The 24,909-nt window shown below is 60.8% G+C and carries 25 protein-coding genes; 23 read left to right on the forward strand and 2 right to left on the reverse strand.

Annotated features, from left to right (window positions below; translation table 11 throughout):
• Nucleotides 1-197: 197 nt before the first annotated feature.
• The 4 genes from CAF80_RS23865 to CAF80_RS23880 are packed head-to-tail and all read left to right on the forward strand — an operon-like array spanning nucleotide 198 to nucleotide 4,559.
• The gene (locus CAF80_RS23865) at nucleotides 198-668 is read left to right on the forward strand and encodes a (2Fe-2S)-binding protein (RefSeq protein WP_039770687.1); all 471 of its coding nucleotides are present in this window, start codon (nucleotides 198-200) and stop codon (nucleotides 666-668) included.
• Entirely contained in the window at nucleotides 665-2,986 is a 2,322-nt protein-coding gene (locus tag CAF80_RS23870; RefSeq protein WP_074688116.1) for a xanthine dehydrogenase family protein molybdopterin-binding subunit, read from the forward strand. The genes CAF80_RS23865 and CAF80_RS23870 overlap by 4 nt, the downstream gene beginning before the upstream one ends.
• Nucleotides 2,986-3,966: an XdhC family protein gene (locus tag CAF80_RS23875; RefSeq protein ID WP_074688114.1), complete on the forward strand. Its 981-nt coding sequence runs from the start codon at nucleotides 2,986-2,988 to the stop codon at nucleotides 3,964-3,966. Before CAF80_RS23870 ends, CAF80_RS23875 begins: the two co-directional genes overlap by 1 nt.
• Entirely contained in the window at nucleotides 3,963-4,559 is a 597-nt protein-coding gene (locus tag CAF80_RS23880) for a nucleotidyltransferase family protein (RefSeq protein WP_074688112.1), read from the forward strand. Before CAF80_RS23875 ends, CAF80_RS23880 begins: the two co-directional genes overlap by 4 nt.
• 67 nt (nucleotides 4,560-4,626) lie before the next feature.
• On the opposite strand, the gene rne is transcribed toward CAF80_RS23880, so the two are convergent.
• Entirely contained in the window at nucleotides 4,627-7,857 is a 3,231-nt protein-coding gene (gene rne, locus CAF80_RS23885) for a ribonuclease E (protein ID WP_085668024.1), read from the reverse strand.
• Nucleotides 7,858-8,556: 699 nt separating this feature from the next.
• On the opposite strand from rne, the gene rluC reads away from it, so the two are divergent.
• Genes rluC through sppA form a run of 3 tightly spaced genes read left to right on the forward strand, consistent with a single transcriptional unit; the run spans nucleotide 8,557 to nucleotide 11,182 of the window.
• Nucleotides 8,557-9,519 carry a 23S rRNA pseudouridine(955/2504/2580) synthase RluC gene (gene rluC / locus CAF80_RS23890; protein ID WP_039770677.1) on the forward strand — a complete coding sequence of 321 codons (963 nt, stop codon included), beginning with the start codon at nucleotides 8,557-8,559 and terminating at the stop codon, nucleotides 9,517-9,519.
• Entirely contained in the window at nucleotides 9,506-10,168 is a 663-nt protein-coding gene (locus CAF80_RS23895) for an HAD-IA family hydrolase (RefSeq protein ID WP_039770675.1), read from the forward strand. Before rluC ends, CAF80_RS23895 begins: the two co-directional genes overlap by 14 nt.
• A 24-nt stretch (nucleotides 10,169-10,192) precedes the next feature.
• Nucleotides 10,193-11,182 carry a signal peptide peptidase SppA gene (sppA, locus tag CAF80_RS23900; RefSeq protein ID WP_039770673.1) on the forward strand — a complete coding sequence of 330 codons (990 nt, stop codon included), beginning with the start codon at nucleotides 10,193-10,195 and terminating at the stop codon, nucleotides 11,180-11,182.
• A 47-nt stretch (nucleotides 11,183-11,229) separates the two neighbouring features.
• On the opposite strand, the gene CAF80_RS23905 is transcribed toward sppA, so the two are convergent.
• On the reverse strand, nucleotides 11,230-11,808 hold the full coding sequence (locus CAF80_RS23905) for a nucleoside triphosphate pyrophosphatase (protein ID WP_074688108.1): 579 nt from the start codon (nucleotides 11,806-11,808) through the stop codon (nucleotides 11,230-11,232).
• Between the two features lie 106 nt (nucleotides 11,809-11,914).
• Here CAF80_RS23905 and CAF80_RS23910 point away from each other — a divergent pair, with 106 nt between their 5' ends.
• The 16 genes from CAF80_RS23910 (at nucleotide 11,915) to CAF80_RS23985 (ending at nucleotide 24,905) form a co-directional block, all read left to right on the forward strand.
• Nucleotides 11,915-12,442 carry a YceD family protein gene (locus CAF80_RS23910; protein ID WP_003204262.1) on the forward strand — a complete coding sequence of 176 codons (528 nt, stop codon included), beginning with the start codon at nucleotides 11,915-11,917 and terminating at the stop codon, nucleotides 12,440-12,442.
• Between the two features lie 13 nt (nucleotides 12,443-12,455).
• On the forward strand, nucleotides 12,456-12,638 hold the full coding sequence (gene rpmF, locus CAF80_RS23915; protein WP_003179396.1) for a 50S ribosomal protein L32: 183 nt from the start codon (nucleotides 12,456-12,458) through the stop codon (nucleotides 12,636-12,638).
• A 4-nt stretch (nucleotides 12,639-12,642) separates the two neighbouring features.
• Nucleotides 12,643-13,653, forward strand: coding sequence for a phosphate acyltransferase PlsX (plsX, locus tag CAF80_RS23920; protein ID WP_074688106.1), 1,011 nt, complete (start codon nucleotides 12,643-12,645; stop codon nucleotides 13,651-13,653).
• A gap of 125 nt (nucleotides 13,654-13,778) precedes the next feature.
• The gene (gene fabD / locus CAF80_RS23925; protein WP_007950787.1) at nucleotides 13,779-14,717 is read left to right on the forward strand and encodes an ACP S-malonyltransferase; all 939 of its coding nucleotides are present in this window, start codon (nucleotides 13,779-13,781) and stop codon (nucleotides 14,715-14,717) included.
• Nucleotides 14,718-14,733: 16 nt separating this feature from the next.
• The gene (gene fabG / locus CAF80_RS23930) at nucleotides 14,734-15,477 is read left to right on the forward strand and encodes a 3-oxoacyl-ACP reductase FabG (RefSeq protein WP_007950790.1); all 744 of its coding nucleotides are present in this window, start codon (nucleotides 14,734-14,736) and stop codon (nucleotides 15,475-15,477) included.
• Nucleotides 15,478-15,673: 196 nt separating this feature from the next.
• A complete protein-coding gene (gene acpP / locus CAF80_RS23935; RefSeq protein ID WP_003175607.1) occupies nucleotides 15,674-15,910 on the forward strand; it encodes an acyl carrier protein in 237 nt (78 codons plus the stop codon).
• Between the two features lie 108 nt (nucleotides 15,911-16,018).
• Nucleotides 16,019-17,263 carry a beta-ketoacyl-ACP synthase II gene (gene fabF, locus CAF80_RS23940; protein ID WP_007908259.1) on the forward strand — a complete coding sequence of 415 codons (1,245 nt, stop codon included), beginning with the start codon at nucleotides 16,019-16,021 and terminating at the stop codon, nucleotides 17,261-17,263.
• On the forward strand, nucleotides 17,263-18,078 hold the full coding sequence (gene pabC / locus CAF80_RS23945) for an aminodeoxychorismate lyase (protein WP_074688103.1): 816 nt from the start codon (nucleotides 17,263-17,265) through the stop codon (nucleotides 18,076-18,078). The genes fabF and pabC overlap by 1 nt, the downstream gene beginning before the upstream one ends.
• A 3-nt stretch (nucleotides 18,079-18,081) precedes the next feature.
• Nucleotides 18,082-19,263 (forward strand): endolytic transglycosylase MltG, encoded by a 1,182-nt coding sequence (gene mltG, locus CAF80_RS23950; protein ID WP_074688101.1) that lies wholly within the window; start codon nucleotides 18,082-18,084, stop codon nucleotides 19,261-19,263.
• A 19-nt stretch (nucleotides 19,264-19,282) separates the two neighbouring features.
• Entirely contained in the window at nucleotides 19,283-19,915 is a 633-nt protein-coding gene (gene tmk / locus CAF80_RS23955; RefSeq protein WP_007950797.1) for a dTMP kinase, read from the forward strand.
• Nucleotides 19,908-20,891, forward strand: a complete 984-nt coding sequence (locus CAF80_RS23960) for a DNA polymerase III subunit delta' (RefSeq protein WP_039770660.1) — start codon at nucleotides 19,908-19,910, stop codon at nucleotides 20,889-20,891. The genes tmk and CAF80_RS23960 overlap by 8 nt, the downstream gene beginning before the upstream one ends.
• A 42-nt stretch (nucleotides 20,892-20,933) precedes the next feature.
• Nucleotides 20,934-21,290, forward strand: coding sequence for a PilZ domain-containing protein (locus tag CAF80_RS23965; protein ID WP_039770657.1), 357 nt, complete (start codon nucleotides 20,934-20,936; stop codon nucleotides 21,288-21,290).
• A gap of 15 nt (nucleotides 21,291-21,305) precedes the next feature.
• Nucleotides 21,306-22,091 (forward strand): TatD family hydrolase, encoded by a 786-nt coding sequence (locus CAF80_RS23970; protein ID WP_085668025.1) that lies wholly within the window; start codon nucleotides 21,306-21,308, stop codon nucleotides 22,089-22,091.
• A 341-nt stretch (nucleotides 22,092-22,432) separates the two neighbouring features.
• On the forward strand, nucleotides 22,433-23,071 hold the full coding sequence (locus CAF80_RS23975) for a TetR/AcrR family transcriptional regulator (RefSeq protein WP_007950805.1): 639 nt from the start codon (nucleotides 22,433-22,435) through the stop codon (nucleotides 23,069-23,071).
• 138 nt (nucleotides 23,072-23,209) lie between these two features.
• Nucleotides 23,210-24,178 (forward strand): GTP 3',8-cyclase MoaA, encoded by a 969-nt coding sequence (locus CAF80_RS23980; RefSeq protein WP_039770652.1) that lies wholly within the window; start codon nucleotides 23,210-23,212, stop codon nucleotides 24,176-24,178.
• Between the two features lie 121 nt (nucleotides 24,179-24,299).
• Nucleotides 24,300-24,905 (forward strand): DUF4823 domain-containing protein, encoded by a 606-nt coding sequence (locus CAF80_RS23985; protein WP_007950810.1) that lies wholly within the window; start codon nucleotides 24,300-24,302, stop codon nucleotides 24,903-24,905.
• Nucleotides 24,906-24,909 lie beyond the last annotated feature (4 nt).

A 24,909-nucleotide genomic window follows, 5' to 3' on the forward strand; every position in this document is an offset into this window, starting at 1 on the left:
CAGGGCTTTTTTGTTAATCGCGGGTTAACGTAGCCAGCTAACGATACCAGTCATTTGCTCCACCAAAGGCCCGGTGCAGACGTTCCCGTCCGTACAAGAGAGCCTGATTAGCCTGAGCCGATCTGCGCGAACCACTACCGTCCCTGCGGTGGCAGATGGCTCGACCCCATAACCTCCAAGAATATGCGGGCGTGCCCATGATTACCCTGAAACTCAATGGTCAAGATCATCCACTCGATGTCACCGAGGACATGCCGCTGTTGTGGGCGATCCGCGACGTCGCCGGTTACAACGGCACCAAGTTCGGCTGCGGCATGGGCCTGTGCGGTGCATGCACCATTCATATCGACGGCGCGCCGGCGCGCAGTTGCATCACCCCGATCGGTTCGGTGGTCGGGCAGAACGTGACCACCATCGACAACCTGCATGCCGACCCGGTCGGTCAGATCGTCCAGCAAGCCTGGCTCGACACCGCTGTGGCCCAATGCGGTTACTGCCAGGGCGGCCAGATCATGTCCGCCACCGCGTTGCTCAAGACCAACCCGAACCCGAGCGACGAGCAGATCGAAGAAGCGATGGTCGGCAACATTTGCCGCTGCGGTACCTATAACCGGATCAAGACCGCGATCCGTCAGGCATCCACTCACCTGAAGGAGGCCAAGGCATGAGCCGTCTACCGAACGATTTTGCCCTGAGCAACCTGAGTCGCCGGGGCTTCCTCAAGGGCGTCGGCGCCACGGGTGCGCTGGTGCTGGCGGCGAGCTGGGGCTGGCAGGATGCGCTGGCCGAAGACAAGCCCAAGCAGTTCGGCGCCGATGGCATGCCCAACGGCTGGATCGACGATCCGAAGGTCTACGTCAGCATTGCCGCCGACGGCACGGTGACCGTGGTCTGTAACCGTTCGGAAATGGGCCAGGGCGTGCGCACCAGCCTGACCATGGTGGTCGCCGATGAACTGGAAGCCGACTGGGCGCACGTCAAGGTTCAGCAGGCGCCGGGTGATGAGGTGCGCTTCGGCAACCAGGACACCGACGGCTCGCGCAGCATGCGGCACTGGTACGAACCGATGCGCCGTTGCGGCGCCGCCGCCCGTACCATGCTGGAACAAGCCGCCGCTGCGCAGTGGAAGGTGCCGGTCGGCGAATGCCGCGCGCAACTGCATAAAGTCATTCACACACCGTCCGGGCGTGAGCTGGGTTACGGTGAGCTGGCCGCTGCGGCCAGTGCGCTGACGGTGCCGGCCCGTGACAGTCTGCGGCTCAAGCAACCGTCGGAATTCCGCTACATCGGCAAGGAAGGCACCAAAGCCATCGACGGTGCCGACATCGTCAATGGCCGCGCGGTGTACGGGGCCGACGTGCATTTCGACGGCCTGCTGTTCGCGGTTATCGCGCGTCCGGCGGTGTATGGCGGCAAGGTCAAGTCGGTGGATGACAGCGCCGCGCTGAAAGTGCCGGGCGTCCTCAAAGTCATCCAGATCGAGCCCCGGCCATTGCCTTCGGAATTCCAGCCATTGGGCGGCGTGGCCGTGGTGGCCAGCAACACCTGGGCGGCATTGAAGGGCCGTGAAGCGCTGAAGATCGAGTGGGACGATGGCCCGAACGCCACTTATGACTCGGTCGCCTATCGCAAAGAGATCGAAGGCGCTTCGCTGAAACCGGGCAAAGTGGTGCGCAATACCGGCGACATCGACAAAGCCATCGGCAGCGCCGCCAGCACGCTCGAAGCCTCTTATTACTTGCCGCATCTGGCCCAGGCACCGATGGAGCCGATGGTCGCCATCGCCCGTTACAAGGATGGCACTTGCGAAGCCTGGGCACCGAGCCAGGCGCCGCAGGTCACCCGCGAGCGGATCGCTGAACGCCTGGGGCTGCCGTTCGATAACGTCACTTTCAATGTCACGCTGCTGGGCGGTGGATTCGGGCGCAAGTCCAAACCGGACTTCGTCGTTGAGGCTGCTGTGCTCGCCAAGGAATTCCCCGGCAAAGCGGTGCGTGTGCAGTGGACCCGGGAAGACGACATCCACAATTCGTATTTCCACACCGTGTCCGCCGAATACCTCAAGGCCGGTGTGGGCAAGGACGGTTTGCCGTCCGCCTGGTTGCACCGCACGGTGGCGCCGAGCATCACCGCGCTGTTCGCACCGGGCATGAACCACGAAGCCGCCTTCGAGCTGGGCATGGGTTTCACCAACATGGCCTACGCGATTCCCAACGTGCGCCTGGAAAACCCTGAGGCCACGGTGCACACGCGGGTGGGCTGGTATCGCTCGGTGTCGAACATTCCCCATGGCTTCGCGATCCAGAGCTTCGTCGATGAACTGGCGCACAAAGCCAAGGAGGATCCGCTCAAGTACCAGATCAAATTGCTCGGCCCGGATCGGCAGATCGACCCGCGTACGCTCAGTGAAGAGTGGAATTACGGCGAATCCCCCGAGCGTTATCCGATCGACACCGGGCGCATGCGCACCGTGCTCGAAACGGCAGCCAAGGCGGCGGGGTGGGGGCGTCAATTGCCCAAGGGTCGTGGTCTCGGATTGGCGGTGCATTACAGCTTCGTCACCTATGTGGCGGCGGTGATCGAAGTCGAGGTCAAGGACGACGGCACGCTGATCGTGCACAAGGCCGATATCGCCGTGGATTGCGGCCCGCAGATCAACCCCGAGCGCATCCGTTCGCAGTTCGAAGGCGCCTGCGTGATGGGCCTGGGCAACGCCGTGTGGGGCGAAATCAGCTTCAAGGACGGCAAGGTGCAGCAGGACAACTTCCATATGTATGAAGTCGCGCGCATGTCGTTGGCGCCGAAGGAAGTCGCGGTGCATCTGGTAACGCCGCCGGGCGAGGTGCCGCTGGGTGGCGTCGGCGAACCGGGCGTGCCGCCGATTGCGCCGGCGCTGTGCAATGCGATCTTCGCCGCCACCGGCCAGCGCATCCGTAACCTGCCGGTGCGTTACCAGTTGCAGGGCTGGCAGAAGGCGCAAGCGTAATGGACAGCGCCGATCTTAATGTCCTGCGCAGCGTGCTCGAATGGCGCCGCGCCGGACAGCGGGTAATGTTGTTCAGCGTCGTGCAGACCTGGGGCACCGCGCCCCGGGCACCCGGCGCAATGCTGGCGTTGCGCGAAGATGGCGTGGTGATCGGTTCGGTGTCCGGCGGGTGCGTCGAGGACGATCTGATAGCCCGGCTGCACGACGGACGGATTCCCGCCGACGGGCCGCCGGTGCAGTTGATCACCTACGGCGTGACGCAGGAAGAAGCGGCGCGCTTCGGCCTGCCTTGCGGCGGCACCCTGCGCCTGACCGAGGAGCGGGTCGGCGATCCGGCGTGGGTCGCCGAGTTGCTGGATCGCTGCGAGGCCCACGAAATCGTCGCGCGCGAACTGAACATCGGCACTGGCGAGGTGGTGTTGCGACCGGCCGGCAAGACCGATGTCTTGAGTTTCGACGGCCAGACCCTGCGCGCCATTTACGGCCCGCGCTGGCGCCTGCTGTTGATCGGCGCCGGGCAGTTGTCGCGGTATGTGGCCGAGATGGCGCGATTGCTGGATTTCGAAGTACTGATCTGTGATCCGCGCACCGAGTTCGTCTATGGCTGGGAAGAGCAGCATGGACGTTTTGTCCCCGGCATGCCGGACGAAGCAGTGCTGAATATCCAGACCGATGAACGCACGGCGATTGTCGCGCTGACTCACGACCCACGGCTGGATGACATGGCGTTGCTCACGGCGCTCGACTCCAAGGCGTTCTACGTCGGCGCACTCGGCTCACGGGTCAACAGCCGCAAGCGTCGGGAAAACCTGGCTGAGCTAGGCTTGTCGGAAGCGGCCATCGCCCGTTTGCACGGGCCGATCGGTTTGCATATCGGCAGCCATTCACCGGCGGAAATCGCCCTGTCGCTGTTGGCGGAAATCGTCGCGATCAAGAATGGTGTCGAGCTCAAGCAGAAGAAGACACTGGAGAGCGTATGAGCCGATCCATCGGAGTGATTGTGCTGGCGGCGGGCGAGGGCAGCCGCTTTCGCGAAGTGGCGGGTGTCGACAAGGACAAGCTGCTGGCTGATTGCACCGGGCGCGACGGCGCGGTGCGTTCGGTGATCGAGCAGGTGTTGGTGAACCTGCCGGCGAGTCTCGACCAGCGGGTGCTGGTGACGACCGAGGCGCGGCCGCAGGCGATGCGCATGGCGCAGGCTTACGGGTGTGACATTGTCTCGATCGAGTCCACGGGAATGGGCGACAGCATCGCGGCGGGTGTGGCGGCTTGCCCGGAAGCCGATGGCTGGCTGATTGTGCTGGGCGACATGCCGTTCATCCTGCCGTCGAGTATTGAGCGGGTCGTGGCGGCGATGGCCGAGGATGCGGTCAGCGTACCGACGTTGAACGGTGATTATGGGCATCCGGTCGGGTTTGGTCGTTCGTACGGAGCGGGGCTGATGGCTTTGTCCGGTGATCGAGGCGCGCGACCGTTGTTTGCCCAAGGTCGGGTGATTGAAGTCGCGGTGGATGACCCAGGGGTGTTGTGGGATGTCGATGTGCCGGATGCGCTGGTTTTCCAGCTGTCCTGATAAAACCTTGAGGCATAAAAAAGCCCCGCCTGGATCACCAGGCGGGGCTTTTTAGTGGCTTTTGGAATCAGACGAGGGGTTTAGGCTCGTGTTCTTTTTCCTGGGCCTCTTCGTGTTGCTCGACCGCTTCCTGAACGGAGCGTGGTGCTTCGGCAATCACGGCTTCAACGGCAACTTCCTCAGCGACCGGGGCAGGAGCCGCCTCGACCACTTCGGCAGCTGGAGCAGCAGCGGCGGCAGCGGCAGCCAGTTCGGCTTCCTTCTGCAGACGCTCTTCTTCACGCTTGCGACGACGCACTTCACGCGGGTCGTTCGGCGCGCGGCCGCTTGGGGTCAGGGCGCTGACCGGAGCTGCTTCAACCACTGGCGCTGGTGCTTCGGCTACAACTGGCGCTTCAACCACAGGGGCTTCAACGACCGGTGCCGGTTCAGCAACAACTACTGGCTCGGCAGCCTTGGCTTCTTGAACAACAGGCGCTTCAACCACTGGCGCTGGTGTTTCAGTGACAGCCTGCTCGGCGACCCAGTTGAACGCGGTCTGTTCTTCGCGAACTTCACGCACGGTTTCGGTCACGGTTTCCGCGACGGTTTCGACAACCGACTGTTCAGCGACGGCTGGCGCTTCAAAGGACACAGCTGGTTCGGCAGCGACTTCAACCTGAGGCTGAGCTTCGCGAGCCGGAGCTACTTCGACTTCCGGAGCAGCAGGCGCTACGACCGGAGTGGTGGCTTCAACAACGGGCGCTTCTACTGGAGCAGTTTCCAGTGTTGCAGCGGTAGCGCGTTCAGCTTGCTCGTGGGCCTGAGCTTCAGCCGGAGCGCTGATCACGGTGCTGGCAACAGCAGCGGTAACAGCCAGACCAGCAGCCAGATCGGCAGTGCTTGGCGCCTGGGCGTTTTCGCCGGTCTCGGACTCTTCCGAACCTTCGATCACGTTGCCATTGGCATCACGCTGACGCTCGCGACGGTTGCTGCGACGACGCTGACCACGGGAGCGGCGGCGTGGACGATCGCCTTCGGCGTTCTCCGAACCGTCTTCCGGCAGTTGCTCTTCGTTGGTGGTGGTTTCTTCTTCAGCGACGGCAGCAGCGGCCTGTTCGGCGCGCGGTTGACGCTCTTCACGCGGAGGACGTGGCGCACGTTCTTCACGTGGCTGACGGACCGGACGCTCTTCAGCGGTGGCGGCGGCAGCAACGGCCGGAGCGGCATCCAGCGGCTCGCGCAGTTCACGTACGCGTTCTTCACGCTCGCCACGCGGCTTGCGATCTTCACGCGGAGCACGTGGTGCACGTTCTTCGCGAGGCGCGCGTGGTGCGCGTTCTTCGCGGGCTACCGGTGCTTCGTCACGGGATTCGCGTGGCTCGCGGACTTCACGTGGTTCGCGCGGTTGACGCTCTTCACGCGGCTCACGTGGTGCGCGCTCTTCACGCGGTGCACGCTCTTCGCGCGGCTTGCGTTCTTCATCGCGGCGACCGTTACGGTTGCGGCTCTGCTGACGACCGTTGCGACGCTCTTCGTTGCGGGCCGGACGCTCGGTGGCTGGTTTTTCAACCACGACCGGAGCAACCGGCTCTTCCTTGGTGGCGAACAGGCTGACCAGCGACTTCACCAGGCCTTTGAACAGGCTTGGCTCTGGCGCAGCAACCGGAGCAGGTGCCGGGGCCGGAGCGGCGACTTCGGTCGGAACCGGAGCGTTGGCGCGGGCCGGAGCGGTCTTGACCGCGGCTTCCTGGCGAACCAGGGTGCGGGTCGCGGCGGCTGGCTGGACGTCTTCGACATCGGCGGCAGCGGCAGCGATTTCGTAGCTGGACTGGTTGGTTGCGGCTTCCGGGCTGTCGTCACGCAGGCGCTGAACTTCGAAGTGCGGGGTTTCGAGGTGATCGTTCGGCAGGATGACGATGCGGGCGCGAGTGCGCAGTTCGATCTTGGTGATCGAGTTGCGTTTTTCATTGAGAAGGAACGCGGCCACCGGGATTGGCACTTGAGCGCGAACTTCGGCGGTGCGGTCTTTCAGGGCTTCTTCTTCGATCAGACGCAGGATCGCCAGGGACAGCGATTCGACGTCACGGATGATGCCGGTGCCGCTGCAGCGCGGGCAGACGATGCCGCTGCTTTCGCCCAGCGAAGGACGCAGGCGCTGACGGGACATTTCCAGCAGGCCGAAGCGCGAGATGCGGCCGATCTGCACGCGGGCGCGGTCGGCTTCCAGGCATTCGCGGACTTTCTCTTCCACGGCGCGCTGGTTCTTGGCAGGGGTCATGTCGATGAAGTCGATGACGATCAGGCCGCCGATGTCGCGCAGGCGCAACTGACGGGCGATTTCTTCGGCGGCTTCAAGGTTGGTCTGCAGGGCGGTTTCTTCGATGTCGCTACCTTTGGTGGCGCGCGCCGAGTTGATGTCGATGGACACCAGGGCTTCGGTCGGATCGATGACGATGGAGCCGCCGGATGGCAGTTCGACGACGCGCTGGAAAGCGGTCTCGATCTGGCTTTCGATCTGGAAACGGTTGAACAGCGGAACGCTGTCTTCGTACAGCTTGATCTTGCTGGCGTACTGCGGCATCACCTGGCGGATGAAGGTCAGGGCTTCGTCCTGGGCTTCAACGCTGTCGATCAGCACTTCGCCGATGTCCTGGCGCAGGTAATCGCGGATGGCGCGGATGATCACGTTGCTTTCCTGGTAGATCAGGAACGGCGCGGAACGATCCAGCGAGGCTTCTTTGATGGCGGTCCACAGTTGCAGCAGGTAATCGAGGTCCCACTGCATTTCTTCGCTGCTGCGGCCAAGGCCGGCAGTGCGCACGATCAGCCCCATATCGGCCGGAGCGACCAGACCGTTCAGCGCTTCACGCAGTTCGTTGCGCTCTTCGCCTTCGATGCGACGGGAGATGCCGCCGGCACGCGGGTTGTTCGGCATCAGAACGAGGTAACGACCGGCCAGGCTGATGAAGGTGGTCAGGGCTGCGCCCTTGTTGCCACGTTCTTCTTTTTCGACCTGAACGATGACTTCCTGGCCTTCGCTCAGGACGTCCTTGATGTTGACGCGGCCTTCAGGGGCTTTCTTGAAGTATTCGCGGGAGATTTCTTTGAGGGGCAGGAAGCCGTGGCGCTCGGAGCCGAAATCGACAAAGGCAGCCTCAAGGCTTGGTTCGATGCGAGTGATGCGGCCTTTATAGATGTTGGCCTTCTTCTGCTCGCGTGCACCGGATTCGATGTCCAGGTCGTAGAGGCGCTGGCCATCTACCAGTGCAACACGCAACTCTTCGGGTTGAGTTGCGTTAATCAGCATTCTTTTCATGTAGTACCGTCGGTTTCCGGGCTGCCGGAAACGGCGTTCGGCACACACGACTTCTCACGGTCGGTGTCAGGTGCGTCGGGAGTGGTTGGCCATTCCCGTGTCCAGCGATGTCCGGCCAATTGGGCCGTTATCGCGACGTACGCGTCCTGCTTGCTGTGGCTACTTAAGCACTCAGTCAGGAGGAGGAATCAACCGGTGGCTGTGGACGAGATGAAGCGTCTTGATAAAACCTGTTGCTACACAGTCCAGCGGTTGTGCATCTCCACCCTACACGTATCCCTGATAATTCGGGTGCTGCCGCGCGCAGAATCCGCAGCGGGTTGGCATTTACCGTGAGCTCCGAAAGGGGAGGTCACGCATCATGGCTAATTCAGGCGGTGTTTCCGGAGTCTTCGCTCGGGGTCATCCGCGGCTGACTGCACTTTGTGAACTGGCCGTGAATATGGCTCGCGTGGCGAGTCAAAACTCTGCTTTGCGGCGTGATTCAGGCCTCATGTCACCTGCGCTTGTTACAGCTGCAAACTCCACCGTTACGTAGCAAAAGCCCCGTAGGACGGCCTCGCGTCCTGGTGAATTGCGTTGGTCAGGGCCGGTTTTTGACCGTGATTCCTCTGTCCAGGCCGCTTTTGGCGGCGTTCGCGACTATAGCAGCAATGATTAAGTGCTTCAATTCCATAAAAAATTGTTATTATCCGCGCCATGACGACTACTGCCCCTACGACTCCAGGCGTTCAACTGCTTGAGGTCTCGCCGGAATATGCCGGCCAACGAATCGACAATTTCCTCCTCGCCCGGCTCAAAGGCGTGCCCAAAACCTTGATTTACCGCATTTTGCGCAAGGGCGAAGTGCGCGTGAACAAAGGTCGGATCAAGCCCGAATACAAGCTGCAGGCCGGCGATATCGTGCGCGTGCCGCCAGTGCGCGTGCCTGAGCGTGACGAACCGGTGCCTTTGGCCCAAGGCCTGTTGCAGCGCCTGGAAGCCTCGATTGTCTACGAAGACAAAGCCCTGATCGTGATCAACAAGCCCGCCGGCATTGCGGTTCACGGTGGCAGCGGCCTGAATTACGGCGTTATCGAAGCCTTTCGTCAGTTGCGCCCCGATGCCAAGGAGCTCGAGCTGGTTCACCGTCTCGATCGCGACACCTCCGGCCTGCTGATGATCGCCAAGAAACGCAGCATGTTGCGTCACTTGCATGCCGCGTTGCGCGGTGACGGTGTCGACAAGCGCTACATGGCACTGGTTCGCGGCAACTGGGCGACCTCGATCAAGCAGGTCCGTGCGGCGCTCGGCAAGAGCAATCTGCGCTCCGGTGAGCGCATGGTCGAGGTCGACGAGGAGGAGGGCAAGGAGTCTGTGACCGTGTTCAAGGTCCTGCGTCGCTTCGGCGATTTTGCCACTTTGATCGAGGCCAAACCGATCACCGGTCGCACGCACCAAATCCGCGTCCACACGTTGCACGCCGGGCACTGCATTGCCGGCGACACCAAATACGGCGATGACGGTTTCAGTAAGGAAATCCGTGATCTGGGCGGCAAGCGCCTGTTCCTGCACGCCTACATGCTGACCGTGCCGCTGCCCGATGGCGGTGAACTCAAGTTGCAGGCACCAGTCGATGAAATGTGGGCCAAGACTGTGGAGCGATTGAGTGCGCCCATCTGATTACAAGCTGCTGATTTTTGATTGGGACGGCACCCTGGCCGATTCCATTCATCGGATTGTCGAGGCGATGCACTCGGCGTCCGGGCGTTCAGGTTTCGAGTTGCGTGATGATTTTGCCGTTAAAGGCATCATCGGTCTGGGCTTGCCCGAGGCGATCCGCACCTTGTATCCGGAAATCAGCGATACCGAAATGACCTTGTTTCGCGAGTATTACGCGGATCACTACATCGCTGCAGAAGCCGTGCCTTCGCCGTTGTTCGAAGGCGTAGTCGAGTCGATGGCGTCCTTTCGCGAGCAGGGCTATCACCTGGCTGTCGCGACCGGCAAAAATCGTCGCGGGCTGGATCGGGTGCTCAAGGCCAATGGCTGGGAAGATTATTTCGATATCACCCGCGCAGCCGATGAAACTGCAAGCAAGCCGCACCCTCTGATGCTGGAGCAGATCCTTGCGCATTGCGGTGTGCGTGCCGAGCAAGCGCTGATGGTCGGTGACTCGTCCTTTGATCTGTTGATGGCGCGCAATGCGGGGATGGATTCGGTGGCGGTCAGTTATGGCGCGCAATCGATCGAATCACTGCAACAGTTCGAGCCGCGACTGTCGATCGACCATTTTTCCGAATTGCACGCCTGGCTGGGGCAGCAGGCTTAATACGTTTTTGCTGGGGTGGATGGCATGACCGACGAATGGAAAGCACCGGCCAAGGCAACTGCCGACGACGGTGATGCGAAAAGCTGGAAGCTGCTGGAAAAGACCTTGCTTGCCGGCGTGCAGGAGCAGCGTCGTTCGCGGCGCTGGGGCATCTTCTTCAAGTTGCTGACCTTTGTTTATCTGTTTGTTGCACTGATCCTGTTCACGCCGTTGATGGACATGGAAAAAAGCGCCACCCGCAGTGGTAACTACACCGCACTGATCGACGTCACCGGCATGATTGCCGACAAGGAACCGGCCAGCGCCGACAATATCGTCGGCAGCCTGCGCGCGGCGTTTGAGGACAAGAAGGTCAAGGGCGTAATCCTGCGCATCAACAGTCCGGGCGGCAGTCCGGTGCAGTCGGGTTATGTGTATGACGAGATCAAGCGCCTGCGCGGCCTGCATCCCGACACCAAGCTGTACGCGGTGATTTCCGACCTGGGCGCTTCCGGTGCCTATTACATTGCCAGTGCGGCGGATCAGATTTATGCCGACAAGGCCAGTCTGGTGGGTTCCATTGGTGTGACGGCAGCCGGTTACGGCTTTGTCGGCACCATGGAAAAGCTCGGTGTCGAGCGCCGCACTTACACCTCCGGCGAGCACAAGGCGTTCCTTGATCCGTTCCAGCCGCAGAAGCCGGAAGAAACGGCGTTCTGGCAGAGTGTGCTGGATACCACGCACAAGCAGTTCATCAACAGCGTCAAGCAGGGGCGTGGTGATCGCCTGAAGGACAAGGAGCATCCGGAGCTGTTCTCCGGGCTGGTCTGGTCTGGCGAGCAGGCGCTGCCATTGGGGCTGATCGATGGTCTGGGCAATGCCAGCTCGGTGGCGCGTGACGTGATTGGCGAAAAGGAGTTGGTGGACTTCACCGTTCAGGAATCGCCGTTTGATCGCTTCTCGAAGAAGCTCGGTGCCAGCGTTGCCGAGAAACTGGCAATGTGGATGGGTTTTAACGGCCCGTCGTTGCGCTGATCGGTTGCTGCAAGGAAAAACCGGCCTGAGGGCCGGTTTTTTGTGGGTCAGGGAATTTGTACGCCTTCGATCAACAGCATGTCGATCAGGCGAATCAGTGGCAGGCCGATCAGGCTGGTGGCGTCCGGGCCTTCGGTGGATTGGAAGAGGCTTACACCCAAGCCTTCGGCCTTGAAGCTGCCGGCGCAGTCGTAGGGTTGTTCGGCGTGCAAATAGCGCTCGACGCGGGCCTGATCCAGTACGCGCATGTGCACCGTGAAAGGCACGCAGTCGACCTGGCAGTGGCCGGTCTGGCTGTTGAGCAGGGCCAGGCCGGTGAGGAAGGTCACGCTGGCGCCGCTGGCGGCCATCAGTTGTTCGCGGGCATTTTCGAAGGTGTGCGGCTTGCCGATGATGCGCTCGCCGAGTACCGCAACCTGATCGGAGCCGATGATCAGGTGAGCAGGGTGGCTGTCGGCCAAGGCTCGGGCTTTCTGTTCGGCGAGGCGCTTGACCAGCTCGATTGCCGACTCGTCCGGGCGATGGCTTTCATCGATATCCGGCGAGCTGCAGACGAACGGCAGGCGCAGGCGGCTGAGCAATTCCCGACGATAGGTCGAGCTTGAAGCGAGTAATAAAGGCAGCATTCGCATCTCCAGAGGCAGGCGGCAGATTCTAGCGGAGCCGCGCAAGTGACGGACAGGGCACAATTTCCTTTGACATGGGTGGGTGCATCCCTATAATGCTGCGCCTATGTTGAATGACCCGATTCCACCTCACGTTGACCCGCGCAAATTGGCTGACCGTGGCACCACCCTCCAAGGTGAACTGCTGCTGGCCGATTTGAAGAGACTCTGCGACCCGCTTTCCGACGATGTCGGTACGGTGCAGGCCAAATTCGTTTTTGAACGAGATGAACGTAAATCTGTGGTGATCCACAGCTTTATCGACACCGAAGTCAAAATGGTTTGCCAGCGTTGTCTTGAGCTGGTCACCCTGCCGATCCACAGCGAATGCAGTTACGCCGTGGTGAAGGAGGGTGCGAATACCCAGTCGTTACCGAAAGGTTATGACGTGCTGGAACTGGGCGAAGATCCATTGGATCTGCAGTCACTGATCGAGGAGGAGCTTTTGCTCGCCTTGCCCATTGTGCCTGCTCATCATCCGGAAGAATGCCAGCAGCCGGCGGGAGCAGATGAGCCCGAACCGAGCGAGGACGAGGTAACGCGGTCCAACCCGTTCAGTGTATTGGCGCAGTTAAAGCGTGACCCAAACGTTTAGGAGTTAATCAATTATGGCTGTTCAGCAGAACAAAAAATCCCGCTCTGCCCGTGACATGCGCCGTTCGCACGACGCTCTCGAGGCTAGCACCCTGTCTGTAGAAAAAACCACTGGTGAAGTTCACCTGCGTCACCACGTATCGCCAGAAGGCGTATACCGTGGCCGTAAAGTGATCGACAAGGGCGCTGACGAGTAATCACTTGTCCGCTCAAGTCATCGCGATTGACGCAATGGGCGGGGACTTCGGTCCCCGCAGCATTGTTCAGGCCAGCCTCGCTTGCCTTTCTGCTACACCCTCGCTGCACCTGACCCTCGTCGGTCAACCCTCCCTTCTTGAAGAACTGATCACCGGCCAATCGGCTGCCGATCGTGCGCGCCTGACAATTGTTCCGGCGTCCGAAGTCATCACCATGGACGAAAAACCTGCCCAGGCCCTGCGTGGCAAGCCGGACTCGTCGATGCGTGTCGCCCTTGAGTTGCTGCGTGATGGTAAGGTCCAGGCCTGTGTCAGTGCCGGCAATACCGGGGCACTGATGGCCCTGTCGCGATTCGTGCTCAAGACCCTGCCGGGGATTGATCGTCCGGCCATGGTCGCCGCGATCCCCACTCAGAAAGGCTACTGCCAGTTGCTTGATCTCGGCGCCAACGTCGATTGCAGTGCCGAGCATCTGTTGCAGTTTGCTGTAATGGGGTCCGTGGCGGCGCAGACGCTGGGCATTGCCCGTCCGCGCGTTGCGCTGTTGAATATCGGCACTGAAGACATCAAGGGTAATCAGCAGGTCAAGCTGGCTGCGACGTTATTGCAGGCTGCGCGGGGTATCAATTACATCGGTTTCATCGAAGGTGACGGCTTGTATCGCGGCGAGGCGGATGTGGTGGTGTGCGACGGTTTTGTCGGCAATATCCTGCTCAAGTCCAGCGAAGGCCTGGCGACGATGATCGCTGCGCGCATCGAGGCCTTGTTCAAAAAAAACCTCGCTTCCCGTGCTGTTGGTGCTCTGGCGCTGCCATTGATGAAGCGTCTACAGGCTGATCTGGCGCCGGCGCGACATAACGGCGCAAGCTTCCTCGGTTTGCAGGGCATTGTTGTGAAAAGTCACGGTTCGGCCGGGGTTCAGGGGTTTCAGAGTGCGATTCAGCGAGCGCTGATTGAGATTCAGGAGAATCTTCCCGAGCGCCTGCACGGCCGTCTGGAGGATTTGTTGTCTTAGGCGTTTTCGTCGGACAATGCTTAAATGTGACCGCCCGGTTCAAAGGGCCATCCAACTGTCAGTTTCTTGCGTCCCTCTAGCGGGATGCCATTTTTCCGACGACAAGATCATTAGGGGCTTGTTACATGTCTGCTTCCCTCGCATTCGTCTTTCCAGGACAGGGTTCGCAGTCCCTCGGCATGCTGGCCGAGCTGGGCGCGCAACATCCGCTGATCCTTGAAACTTTCAAAGAAGCATCTGATGCTCTGGGCTACGACCTGTGGGCGCTGACCCAGCAGGGCCCGGAAGAGCTGCTCAATCAAACCGACAAAACCCAACCGGCCATTCTGACCGCTTCGATCGCCCTGTGGCGTCTGTGGCTGGCTGAAGGTGGCGCGCGTCCGGCCTTTGTTGCCGGTCACAGCCTGGGTGAATACAGCGCGCTGGTCGCTGCTGGCAGCTTGAGCCTGGCCGACGCGGTAAAGCTCGTCGAGCGCCGTGGCCAATTGATGCAGGAAGCCGTACCGGCCGGGCAGGGCGGCATGGCTGCCATCCTCGGTCTGGAAGATGCTGACGTTCTCGCTGCCTGTGCCGAAGCGGCGCAAGGCGAAGTGGTCAGCGCGGTGAACTTCAACTCCCCGGGCCAGGTAGTGATCGCCGGTGCCAAGGCGGCAGTTGAACGCGCCATCGAGGGTTGCAAGGCCCGTGGCGCCAAGCGCGCCATGCCGCTGCCGGTCAGCGTGCCGTCGCACTGTGAACTGATGCGCCCGGCTGCCGAGCGCTTCGCCGAGTCCATCGCTGCCATCGACTGGCAGGCGCCGCAGATCCCTGTGGTACAGAACGTCAGCGCCCAGGTGCCGGCGGATCTGGAAACCCTCAAGCGTGATCTGCTGGAGCAACTCTACAAGCCGGTTCGCTGGGTTGAATCGGTCCAGACCCTGGCCGCCAAAGGCGCGACCAACCTGGTCGAATGTGGCCCTGGCAAAGTGCTGGCCGGTCTGAACAAACGTTGCGCCGAAGGCGTTTCGACTTCCAACCTCAATACCCCAGACGCTTTCGCTGCTGCTCGCGCAGCGGCTGTCTGAATCAGGAGAAGCTTGCATGAGTCTGCAAGGTAAAGTTGCACTGGTCACCGGCGCAAGCCGTGGCATCGGCCAGGCTATCGCACTGGAACTGGGTCGTCAGGGCGCCATCGTTGTTGGCACCGCGACTTCCGCTTCGGGCGCCGAGCGTATTGCTGCGACCCTGAAGGAAAACGGCATTCAGGGCGCAGGTTTCGAACTGAACGTCACCAGCGACGAATCGGTCACCAAGGTGCTGGCGAGCATCCAGGAGCAGTTCGGTGCGCCGGTAGCGATTCTGGTCAACAATGCCGGCATCACCCGCGATAACCTGATGATGCGCATGAAAGACGACGAGTGGTACGACGTGATCGATACCAACCTGAACAGTCTGTATCGCCTGTCCAAGGGCGTTCTGCGCGGCATGACCAAGGCGCGGTGGGGCCGAATTATCAGTATTGGCTCGGTGGTGGGTGCCATGGGCAACGCTGGCCAAGTAAACTATGCAGCCGCCAAGGCCGGTCTGGAAGGTTTCAGTCGTGCCATGGCGCGTGAAGTCGGTTCGCGTTCGATTACGGTCAACTCGGTAACCCCAGGGTTCATCGACACCGATATGACGCGCGAGCTGCCTGAAGCACAGCGTGAAGCCTTGCAGACGCAGATTCCGCTGGGCCGTCTGGGACAAGCTCAAGAGATCGCGTCCGTGGTCGCTTTTCTTGCATCCGACGGTGCGGCATACGTGACCGGGGCTACAATCCCGGTTAACGGCGGGATGTACATGTAATTCAAATGTGACGGATTGCTTCAAAAAAATGTCATACGAGCTGTCTAAAATCCGTTATAAAGCTGCAATCTATTTATAGGCAGAGGGCCGCAGGGTTTGAGGAGTGAAGCTTTCAGTTGAAAAGCTGAAAAGTCTTTCTATACACTTACCCACTGGCCAGCTGCCTGAATTTGTCCATTAGGAGTGAAAACAAGGTATGAGCACCATCGAAGAGCGCGTCAAGAAAATCGTTGCCGAGCAACTGGGTGTTAAAGAAGAAGAAGTGGTCAACACCGCTTCCTTCGTAGAAGACCTGGGTGCCGACTCCCTTGACACCGTTGAGCTGGTGATGGCTCTGGAAGAGGAATTCGAGACCGAAATCCCTGACGAAGAAGCTGAGAAGATCACTACTGTACAAGCTGCAATCGACTACGTTACCAGCCACCAGGCGTAATAGTTTGTAATCGTTGCTTGCTGTCATGGAAAAACCGCACTGCCATCATGGCGTGCGGTTTTTTCTTTAGGCCTGATGCAAAGTCGTCATTTGAAAAAGGAGAGTGCTGTGTCGCGTAGACGCGTCGTAGTCACCGGTATGGGTATGTTGTCGCCACTGGGCACGGATGTGCCGAGCAGTTGGCAGGGCATTCTGGCTGGCCGCAGTGGCATTGGTCTGATCGAACACACCGACCTTTCTGCCTATTCCACCCGCTTTGGCGGCTCGGTAAAGGGCTTCAATGTCGAGGAATACCTGTCGGTCAAGGAAGCGCGCAAGCTCGACCTGTTCATTCAGTACGGTCTGGCGGCCGGCTTTCAAGCCGTACGCAATGCCGGTCTGGAAGTCACCGATGCCAACCGTGAACGCATAGGCGTGGCCATGGGTTCGGGTATCGGCGGTCTGACCAACATCGAAGAAACCAGCCGCACCCTGCACGAGACCGGCCCGCGCCGGATTTCTCCGTTCTTTGTGCCTGGCTCGATCATCAATATGATTTCCGGTTTCCTGTCCATCCATTTGGGTGCACAGGGGCCTAACTACGCCATCGCCACGGCGTGTACCACCGGTACGCACTGCATCGGCATGGCGGCGCGCAACATCATGTACGACGAAGCCGACGTGATGATTGCCGGCGGTGCCGAGATGGCCGCGTGCGGTCTGGGCATGGGCGGCTTTGGTGCTTCCCGTGCGCTGTCGACCCGCAACGACGAGCCGACCCGCGCCAGCCGTCCGTGGGACAAGGGCCGTGACGGCTTCGTGCTGTCCGACGGTGCCGGCGCCCTGGTGCTCGAAGAACTCGAGCACGCCAAGGCCCGTGGCGCAACCATCTACGCCGAGCTGATCGGCTTCGGCACCAGTGGCGACGCCTTCCACATGACTTCGCCACCCGCCGACGGCGCCGGTGCTGCACGCTGCATCACCAACGCGCTGCGCGATGCGAAGATCAACGTCGATCAAGTGCAATACATCAACGCCCACGGCACTTCGACCCCGGCCGGCGACCTCGCTGAAGCCAACGCGATCAAGTCGGTGTTCGGTGATCACGCCTACAAGCTGGCTGTCAGCTCCACCAAGTCCATGACCGGTCACCTGCTGGGTGCGGCGGGCGCGGTCGAGGCGATCTTCAGCGTGCTGGCGATCAACAGCCAGGTGGCACCGCCGACCATCAACCTCGATGAGCCGGACGAAGGCTGCGACCTCGATTTCGTGCCGCATACCGCGCGCAACATGGACATCGATGTCGTGCTGTCCAACTCGTTCGGATTTGGCGGCACCAACGGCACGTTGGCGTTCCGTCGGTTCGCCGGCTGATGGACTGCTGGGTCGACGGTCTGCCGGCTGACGCTCTGTCGCTGAAAGATCGCGGCCTGGCTTACGGCGACGGTCTGTTCGAGACCATCGCCGTGCGAGGCGGCCAGCCGTTGCTGCTGGATCGGCATCTGACGCGTCTGGCCGACGGCTGTATGCGTCTGGCCATTGCGACGGATGTCGAGCTGATTCGCCATGAGCTGCAATCCTATGCTGCCGCGATGGGCGAGGGTGTGCTCAAGCTCATCCTCACCCGTGGCGACGGATTGCGCGGTTATGCGCCGGATCCTTCGGCGCAGGGCCGACGCATTCTGCAAGGCAATCCTCCCGCCGCTTATCCAGCGGCTCACGCCGAGCAGGGCGTTCGCCTGTTTCCGTGCAGCACGCGCCTGTCGAGGCAGCCGTTGCTCGCCGGGCTCAAACACCTCAATCGACTGGAACAGGTCATTGCCCGCGCAGAATGGCAGGACAGTGAGCATGCCGAAGGTTTGATGCTCGATCAGGCCGGTCGGGTGATCGAAGGTGTGTTCAGCAATCTGTTCCTGGTACGTGACGGTGTGCTGATTACGGCGGACCTGAAACGCTGCGGTGTGGCCGGCGTGATGCGCGCAGAAATATTGTTTCAGGCCGAGTCCCTGGGCATTCCCGTGCAAATCACCGACATCCCCCTCGAACAGCTGCAATGGGCTGATGAAGTCTTTGTCTGCAACAGCGTGTATGGCGTCTGGCCGGTACGCGCCTGTGCTGCTCTGAGCTGGCCGGTTGGCCCGCTCACCCGTAAACTGCAAACCATTGCCCGCGCGCTACTGGATGCCTGATTCGTGAGACGTAAACTTTTGCTGCTGCTGGAAACCGGACTGGTTCTGGCAGGGCTGCTGTTGGGCGCCAGCGCCTGGAAGATTCATTCGGCACTGGAACAGCCCCTGAACATTACGCAGGAAGAACTGCTGGATGTGCCCAAGGGATCCACCCCGACCCGCACTTTTCTTGGACTCGAAGCCGATGGCGTCATCAAGGACGCGTTCTGGCTGCGGGTCTATTGGCGGTTCAATCTCGCTGGCACGCCGATTCATACGGGCGAGTACCGTATGCAACCGGGCATGACCGTCAACGGCCTGATCGACCTGTGGAAGCGTGGCGATGTGGTTCAGTACAGCCTGACGCTGGTCGAAGGCTGGAATTTCCATCAAGTGCGCGCCGCGCTGGCCAAGGATGAAAAGATCGAACAGACTCTCAATGGTCTGAGTGACAGCGAGGTCATGGCCAAAATCGGTCACAAGGGTCTGTTCCCTGAAGGCCGCTTCTTCCCCGACACCTACCGCTTCGTGCGCGGTGTGACCGATACCGAACTGTTGAAAAAGGCCTTCGACCGCCTCGACGAAGTGCTGGCCAAGGAGTGGGAAAAACGCTCCGCCGAGGTGCCTTACACCGAGCCCTATCAGGCGCTGATCATGGCGTCGCTGGTGGAGAAGGAAACGGGCGTGCCTCAGGAACGTGGCCAGATTGCTGGCGTCTTCGTACGTCGCATGGCGCTGGGCATGCAGTTGCAGACCGATCCGACGGTGATCTACGGCCTGGGCGACCGCTACAACGGCAAGCTGACCCGTGCTCATCTCAAGGAAGCCACGCCGTACAACACCTACATGATTCCCGGCCTGCCGCCGACGCCGATCGCCATGGTCGGACGTGAAGCCATTCACGCGGCTCTCAATCCGGTGGATGGCACCAGCCTCTACTTCGTTGCCCGTGGCGATGGCAGCCACGTGTTCTCCGATGATCTGGACGCGCACAACAACGCGGTGCGCGAGTACCAGCTCAAGCGGCGCGCGGATTACCGCTCGAGCCCGGCGCCTGCAACAGCGCCCGAGGCCGCTCCGGAAGCCGAGGAGGCGATACCTGCCGCCTCACCCGATACTGCACCGGAATCGTTGCCGCAGCCGCCCGCTCAAGCGCCTGCACCGACGCCGGAACCGGAAGCCTCCGCTCCCCAAAACACGCAATGACTTTGATTAAGGACTGCCTGTGACTGGCTTGTTTATTACCCTGGAAGGCCCGGAAGGCGCCGGCAAAAGCACCAACCGCGAATACCTCGCCGAGCGCCTGCGCGCCGCCGGTATCGAAGTGGTGCTGACCCGCGAGCCCGGCGGTACGCCGCTGGCCGAGCGCATTCGTGAGGTGTTGCTGGCCCCGGTCGACGAAGTGATGAACCCGGACACCGAGCTGTTGCTGGTGTTCGCCGCCCGTGCCCAGCATCTGGCTGAAGTCATTCGCCCGGCGCTGGCCCGTGGTGCGGTGGTGCTGTGTGACCGTTTCACCGATTCGACTTACGCCTATCAGGGCGGTGGTCGCGGCTTGTCGCTGGAGCGCATCGCGGCGCTGGAGACTTTCGTGCAGGGCGACCTGCGTCCCGACCTGACGCTGATTTTCGATCTGCCGGTGGAAATCGGCCTCGCTCGCGCCAGCGCTCGGGGTCGTCTGGATCGTTTCGAGCTGGAAGGCCGTGAGTTTTTCGAGGCCGTGCGCAGTGCATTCCTCAAGCGCGCGGAAGCCGATCCGGCGCGCTACGTGCGGATCGATGCCGGTCAGCCGTTGGCCAAGGTTCAACAATCGCTGGATACCCTGATTCCGAACTTGCTGGAGCTGAGCCGTGGCTGAGGCCTATCCGTGGCAGGACAGCCTCTGGCAGCAACTGGCCGGGCGCACTCAGCACGCTCACGCGTATCTGCTGCACGGGCCGGCCGGGATCGGCAAGCGCGCGCTGGCCGAACGACTGATGGCCAGTCTGCTGTGCCAGCGTCCGACGCCTGAAGCCTGCGGTGAGTGCAAATCCTGCCTGCTGCTCAAGGCCGGCAGCCACCCGGACAATTACATTCTCGAACCGGAAGAAGCGGACAAGGCGATCAAGGTCGATCAGGTGCGCGATCTGGTCAGTTTCGTGGTGCAGACCGCGCAACTGGGCGGGCGCAAGGTGGTGCTGATCGAGCCGGTGGAGTCGATGAACATCAACGCCGCCAACGCCTTGCTCAAGAGCCTTGAAGAGCCGTCCGGCGATACCGTGCTGTTATTGGTCAGCCACCAGCCGAGCCGGTTGTTGCCGACCATCAAAAGCCGCTGCGTGCAGCAGGCCTGCCCGCTGCCGAGCGAATCCATGAGTCTGCAGTGGCTGGCTCAGGCACTGCCGGAATGCTCCGAAGACGAACGTGTCGAACTGTTGACCCTGGCCGCCGGTTCGCCGTTGGCCGCCGTCACGTTGCAGGGGCAGGGCGTGCGTGAACAGCGCGCGCAGGTGGTGGAAGGCGTGAAGAAGCTGCTCAAGCAGCAACAATCGCCGACGCAACTGGCCGAGGAGTGGAAAAACATTCCGATGCTGCGTCTGTTCGACTGGTTCTGCGACTGGTCGAGCCTGATCCTGCGCTATCAGTTGACCCAGGATGAATCGGGTCTCGGCCTGACCGACATGCGCAAGGTCGTGCAATATCTGGCGCAGAAAAGTGCCCAGGCTAAAGTGCTGGATATTCAGGACTGGATTCTCGCCCAGCGCCAGAAAGTCCTGAGCAAGGCCAACCTCAATGCGGCGTTGCTGCTGGAAGCGTTGTTGGTGCAATGGGCGAGCTTGCCTGGTCAAAGATAAGAACGTGTACCTAGACTCTGAGCATCAGCAGTGGAGGTCAACATGAATGAACCTGTCAGCCCGGGGCCGCGCAACGGCATCTTGTCCCTGACCATCAAGGACAAGTCGGTCCTCTACGCCGCCTACATGCCGTTCATCAAGAACGGCGGCCTGTTCATCCCGACCAACAAGAACTACAAGTTGGGCGACGAGGTGTTCATGCTGCTGAACCTGATGGACGAGGCGGAGAAGATTCCGGTGGCCGGCAAAGTCGCCTGGATCACCCCCAAAGGCGCGCAGGGCAACCGCGCGGCCGGCGTCGGCGTGCAATTCAACGATGGCGACAACACCGCCCGCAGTCGCATCGAAACTCATCTGGCCGGAGCCCTGAAATCCGACCGTCCCACTCATACGATGTAAGTTGCAGTCCTTTTTATGCTCGTAGATTCCCATTGTCACCTTGATCGCCTCGACCTCGCCGCTCACGACGGTTCCCTGGATGCCGCGCTGGATGCGGCCCGCGAACGCGGCGTCGGGCATTTCCTGTGCATCGGCGTCAGCGCCGACAACGCGGCCGACGTCAAAGCCCTGGCCGAGCGTTACGACGATGTCGATTGTTCGGTCGGCGTGCATCCGCTGGATGTGCAGCCGGGCGCGGCGCCGGCGCTGGACTGGCTGCTGCATGAGCTCAATCACCCGAAAGTGGTGGCGATCGGTGAAACCGGTCTGGACTATCACTACGAGCCGGAAGCCGCCGAGTTACAGCAGGAATCGTTCCGTCTGCACCTGCAAGCCGCGCAGCAGACCGGCAAACCGGTGATCATCCACACCCGTGGCGCCCGTGCCGACACGCTCGAGTTGTTGCGCGAAGCCGCGTTGCCCCAGGCCGGTGTGCTGCATTGCTTCACCGAAGACTGGGACATGGCCAAGGCAGCGCTGGACATGGGTTATTACATTTCCCTGTCGGGCGTCGTCACCTTCCGCAATGCCGATGCGTTGCGCGATGTAGCGAGCAAGGTTCCGGTCGATCGCCTGCTGGTGGAAACCGATTCACCGTACCTGGCGCCGATCCCGTATCGCGGCAAGCCGAACCTGCCGCAATACGTGCGGGAAGTGGCAGAGTTTCTGGCGATGCTGCGCGGCGAGAACTACGAGCGTTTTGCCGAGCAGACTACCGAGAACTTCAAGCGACTGTTTCCAATGGCGAATGTAAAAGCCTGAATCGCAGGCAAAAAAAACCCGGGTTCTGGGGGGTGAATCCGGGTTAAGACCATTAGGAGTAAAACAAAGGCACGCGGTCCCTTGGTACCTTTACCGGCGCGACACTTGGGGGAGATGTCGCCCGACAGTTCAAGTATTGATCAGTCTGGCGCCGAGTCCAGTTGGCTGGCCGGGGTTTTTAAACAAATTTGGAATACGTTCGCTTCGGTTATGTTCTCATTCCCCTCGAAACGTTCGTGAAATGAACAAGAAACACAGATATGGTCGGATGATCCGTGCATTTTTGCGCGAGTTAGGCATAATACGCGGCTTCGAATTTTGACCCCTACAGACCTTTTCTTATGCACAAAGAACCTCGTAAGGTCCGTGAGTTTCGTCGCCGCGAGCAAGAAATTCTCGATACCGCGCTCAAGCTGTTCCTCGAACAAGGTGAAGACAGTGTCACCGTCGAGATGATTGCTGATGCCGTGGGTATCGGCAAAGGCACGATCTACAAGCACTTCAAGTCCAAGGCCGAAATCTATCTGCGCCTGATGCTCGATTACGAGCGCGACTTGAACGAGCTGTTGCACTCGGCCGATGTCGACAAGGACAAGGAAGCGCTGTCCCGTGCCTACTTTGAATTCCGCATGCGCGACCCGCAGCGCTATCGCCTGTTCGATCGCCTGGAAGAGAAGGTGGTCAAGGGCAATCAGGTGCCCGAGATGGTCGAGGAGTTGCACAAGATCCGTGCCTCGAACTTCGAACGCCTGACGCTGCTCATCAAGGGCCGCATCAGTGAAGGCAAGCTCGAAGACGTGCCGCCGTACTTCCACTACTGCGCATCCTGGGCGCTGGTGCACGGCGCGGTGGCGCTGTATCACTCGCCGTTCTGGAGCAATGTGCTGGAAGATCAGGAAGGTTTCTTCCAGTTCCTGATGGATATCGGCGTGCGCATGGGCAACAAGCGCAAGCGCGACCCTGAAACGCCAAGCAGCTGAATCATTCAGTTGCCTTATGCGCCGTGTTTTTCGCTACATGGCGCAGTACCGCAGGAATATACTCAGGCATAGGGCTTGCTAAAACTTGAATTGTGAGTCAAGTTTTAGCCGCTCGATTTTCCATCGCCGGAGTGCTTCATGATCGTTGACCGTCAAGGCAGGCGTTTTCGCAATTTGCGGATCAGTCTGACTTCAGCCTGCAATTACGCCTGTACCTACTGCGTGCCCAACGGCAAGCGGCTGGTGGCTGCGCAGGATGAACTGTCGGCCGAGGCCATGGCGCGTGGCGTAGCCTATCTGATCGAAGCCGCGGGCATCGAGCGTCTGCGCATCACCGGCGGCGAGCCGCTGGTCAGCCCCAAACTCGAATCTTTCATGAGCGCCGTCGGCAGGATGGGCCTGGAAGACATCAGCCTGACCACCAACGGCCAGCTCCTGGCGAAAAAACTTCCGCTGCTGGTCGATGCCGGCCTGCGGCGCATCAACGTTTCCCTCGATACCCTGGACGCCGGCGCGTTCCGCAGCATCGCCCGTGGCGGCGATCTGGCCACCGTGCTGGATGGCATGGATCAGGCGGCAGCGGCGGGGATGAAGATCAAGGTCAACATGGTGCCGTTACGCGGGCAGAACCTCGACCAGGTGCTGCCGCTGCTCGATTACTGCCTTGAACGCGGCTTTGAGCTGCGCTTCATCGAGCTGATGCGCATGGGCCACCTGGCCACTGATTCCAACGCCTTTCTGCAGCAGTTCGTCAGTCTGCAACAGCTGCTGAGCCTGATCGGCGAACATTACGAGTACGCGCAAACCGACGCTCCGGTGGATGCCACGGCAGTTCGCTATGCGATTCCCGGTCTGGGCAATTTCGGCGTGATCGCCAACGAAAGCGTGCCGTTCTGCCGAACCTGTTCGCGCCTGCGCCTGTCGTCCACCGGATGGCTGCATGGCTGCCTGTCGTCGAGCAACCGCCACTACGTCGGAGACCTGCTCGACAAACCACGTCATGAGGCGCTGCCGGCGTTGCAGCGACTGCTGGTCAAGGCGCTGGGCGACAAGCAGGAGGTCGCGTTCTCCGGCGGCGCGACCGTCATGAAGATCATCGGCGGCTAAGCATCCCGCCACAAAAAGTCCTGTTTCAAAGCGGATACCTGCACATTTCCAAGGACTGGCGCAAAAGCTGCATCCTACGGCCATTCGCCGGTTTTCCGTCACCGGCTTCTGGAGGATTAGGATGCGTAGCCTGGTTTTGCTGCTGGCCGTTTTGGCGCTGGGCGGCTGTATGACTGTCAGTGACATGGCCGAAGGGACTCGCTACCAGATGAGCGACGCGGGCTTGCTGGATCACAGCGACAGCCGTCGCGTAAACAATTTCCGCATTCAGCCGGATTCGTTCATCTACATCGCGCAAGGCTCGTTCGCGCCGCCGGGTGGTTCTTACCCGCGTCCCAATGTCGTCGCCGAAGAGGCCTTCAAGGGTTTCGTCGAATATTTCCCGATGGTCCGCCGCGCACGCGCGCCGGAAGGCCTCGACCAGGCAATGGGCGAAGCGCGCGACGCCGGTGCCCACTACCTGCTGTACACCCGTTTCGCCAAGGCCGACGACCGCATCGGCAACTCCGATGAATGGCTGGATCAGGAAGCTGTGGATCGTCTCGGTATCGACGGTGGCGTGATTCAGATCATGTTGATCGAGACCAGCACCCAGTATTTGATTGATACTGCACGGATCAAGAGTCGTGGCGGTTTACTGACGTTCCACGACAACAAGCCCGAAGACCTGATCGGCCCACCGCTTGCGCAGTACGCGCGCAGCCTGCTGGGCGTCGGGGACCAGTAATTCA

It is taken from the genome of Pseudomonas sp. B34(2017), assembly GCF_002112915.1.
Taxonomy (GTDB): Bacteria; Pseudomonadota; Gammaproteobacteria; order Pseudomonadales; family Pseudomonadaceae; genus Aquipseudomonas; species Aquipseudomonas pharyngis.

Coding starts and splice junctions, on each gene's coding strand:
- CAF80_RS23865 (WP_039770687.1), top strand. CDS start 198: ATGATTACCCTGAAACTCAATGGTCAAGATCATCCACTCGATGTCACC.
- CAF80_RS23870 (WP_074688116.1), top strand. CDS start 665: ATGAGCCGTCTACCGAACGATTTTGCCCTGAGCAACCTGAGTCGCCGG.
- CAF80_RS23875 (WP_074688114.1), top strand. CDS start 2,986: ATGGACAGCGCCGATCTTAATGTCCTGCGCAGCGTGCTCGAATGGCGC.
- CAF80_RS23880 (WP_074688112.1), top strand. CDS start 3,963: ATGAGCCGATCCATCGGAGTGATTGTGCTGGCGGCGGGCGAGGGCAGC.
- rne (WP_085668024.1), bottom strand. CDS start 7,857: ATGAAAAGAATGCTGATTAACGCAACTCAACCCGAAGAGTTGCGTGTT.
- rluC (WP_039770677.1), top strand. CDS start 8,557: ATGACGACTACTGCCCCTACGACTCCAGGCGTTCAACTGCTTGAGGTC.
- sppA (WP_039770673.1), top strand. CDS start 10,193: ATGACCGACGAATGGAAAGCACCGGCCAAGGCAACTGCCGACGACGGT.
- CAF80_RS23905 (WP_074688108.1), bottom strand. CDS start 11,808: ATGCTGCCTTTATTACTCGCTTCAAGCTCGACCTATCGTCGGGAATTG.
- CAF80_RS23910 (WP_003204262.1), top strand. CDS start 11,915: ATGTTGAATGACCCGATTCCACCTCACGTTGACCCGCGCAAATTGGCT.
- rpmF (WP_003179396.1), top strand. CDS start 12,456: ATGGCTGTTCAGCAGAACAAAAAATCCCGCTCTGCCCGTGACATGCGC.
- fabD (WP_007950787.1), top strand. CDS start 13,779: ATGTCTGCTTCCCTCGCATTCGTCTTTCCAGGACAGGGTTCGCAGTCC.
- fabG (WP_007950790.1), top strand. CDS start 14,734: ATGAGTCTGCAAGGTAAAGTTGCACTGGTCACCGGCGCAAGCCGTGGC.
- acpP (WP_003175607.1), top strand. CDS start 15,674: ATGAGCACCATCGAAGAGCGCGTCAAGAAAATCGTTGCCGAGCAACTG.
- pabC (WP_074688103.1), top strand. CDS start 17,263: ATGGACTGCTGGGTCGACGGTCTGCCGGCTGACGCTCTGTCGCTGAAA.
- CAF80_RS23965 (WP_039770657.1), top strand. CDS start 20,934: ATGAATGAACCTGTCAGCCCGGGGCCGCGCAACGGCATCTTGTCCCTG.
- CAF80_RS23970 (WP_085668025.1), top strand. CDS start 21,306: ATGCTCGTAGATTCCCATTGTCACCTTGATCGCCTCGACCTCGCCGCT.
- CAF80_RS23975 (WP_007950805.1), top strand. CDS start 22,433: ATGCACAAAGAACCTCGTAAGGTCCGTGAGTTTCGTCGCCGCGAGCAA.
- CAF80_RS23980 (WP_039770652.1), top strand. CDS start 23,210: ATGATCGTTGACCGTCAAGGCAGGCGTTTTCGCAATTTGCGGATCAGT.
- CAF80_RS23985 (WP_007950810.1), top strand. CDS start 24,300: ATGCGTAGCCTGGTTTTGCTGCTGGCCGTTTTGGCGCTGGGCGGCTGT.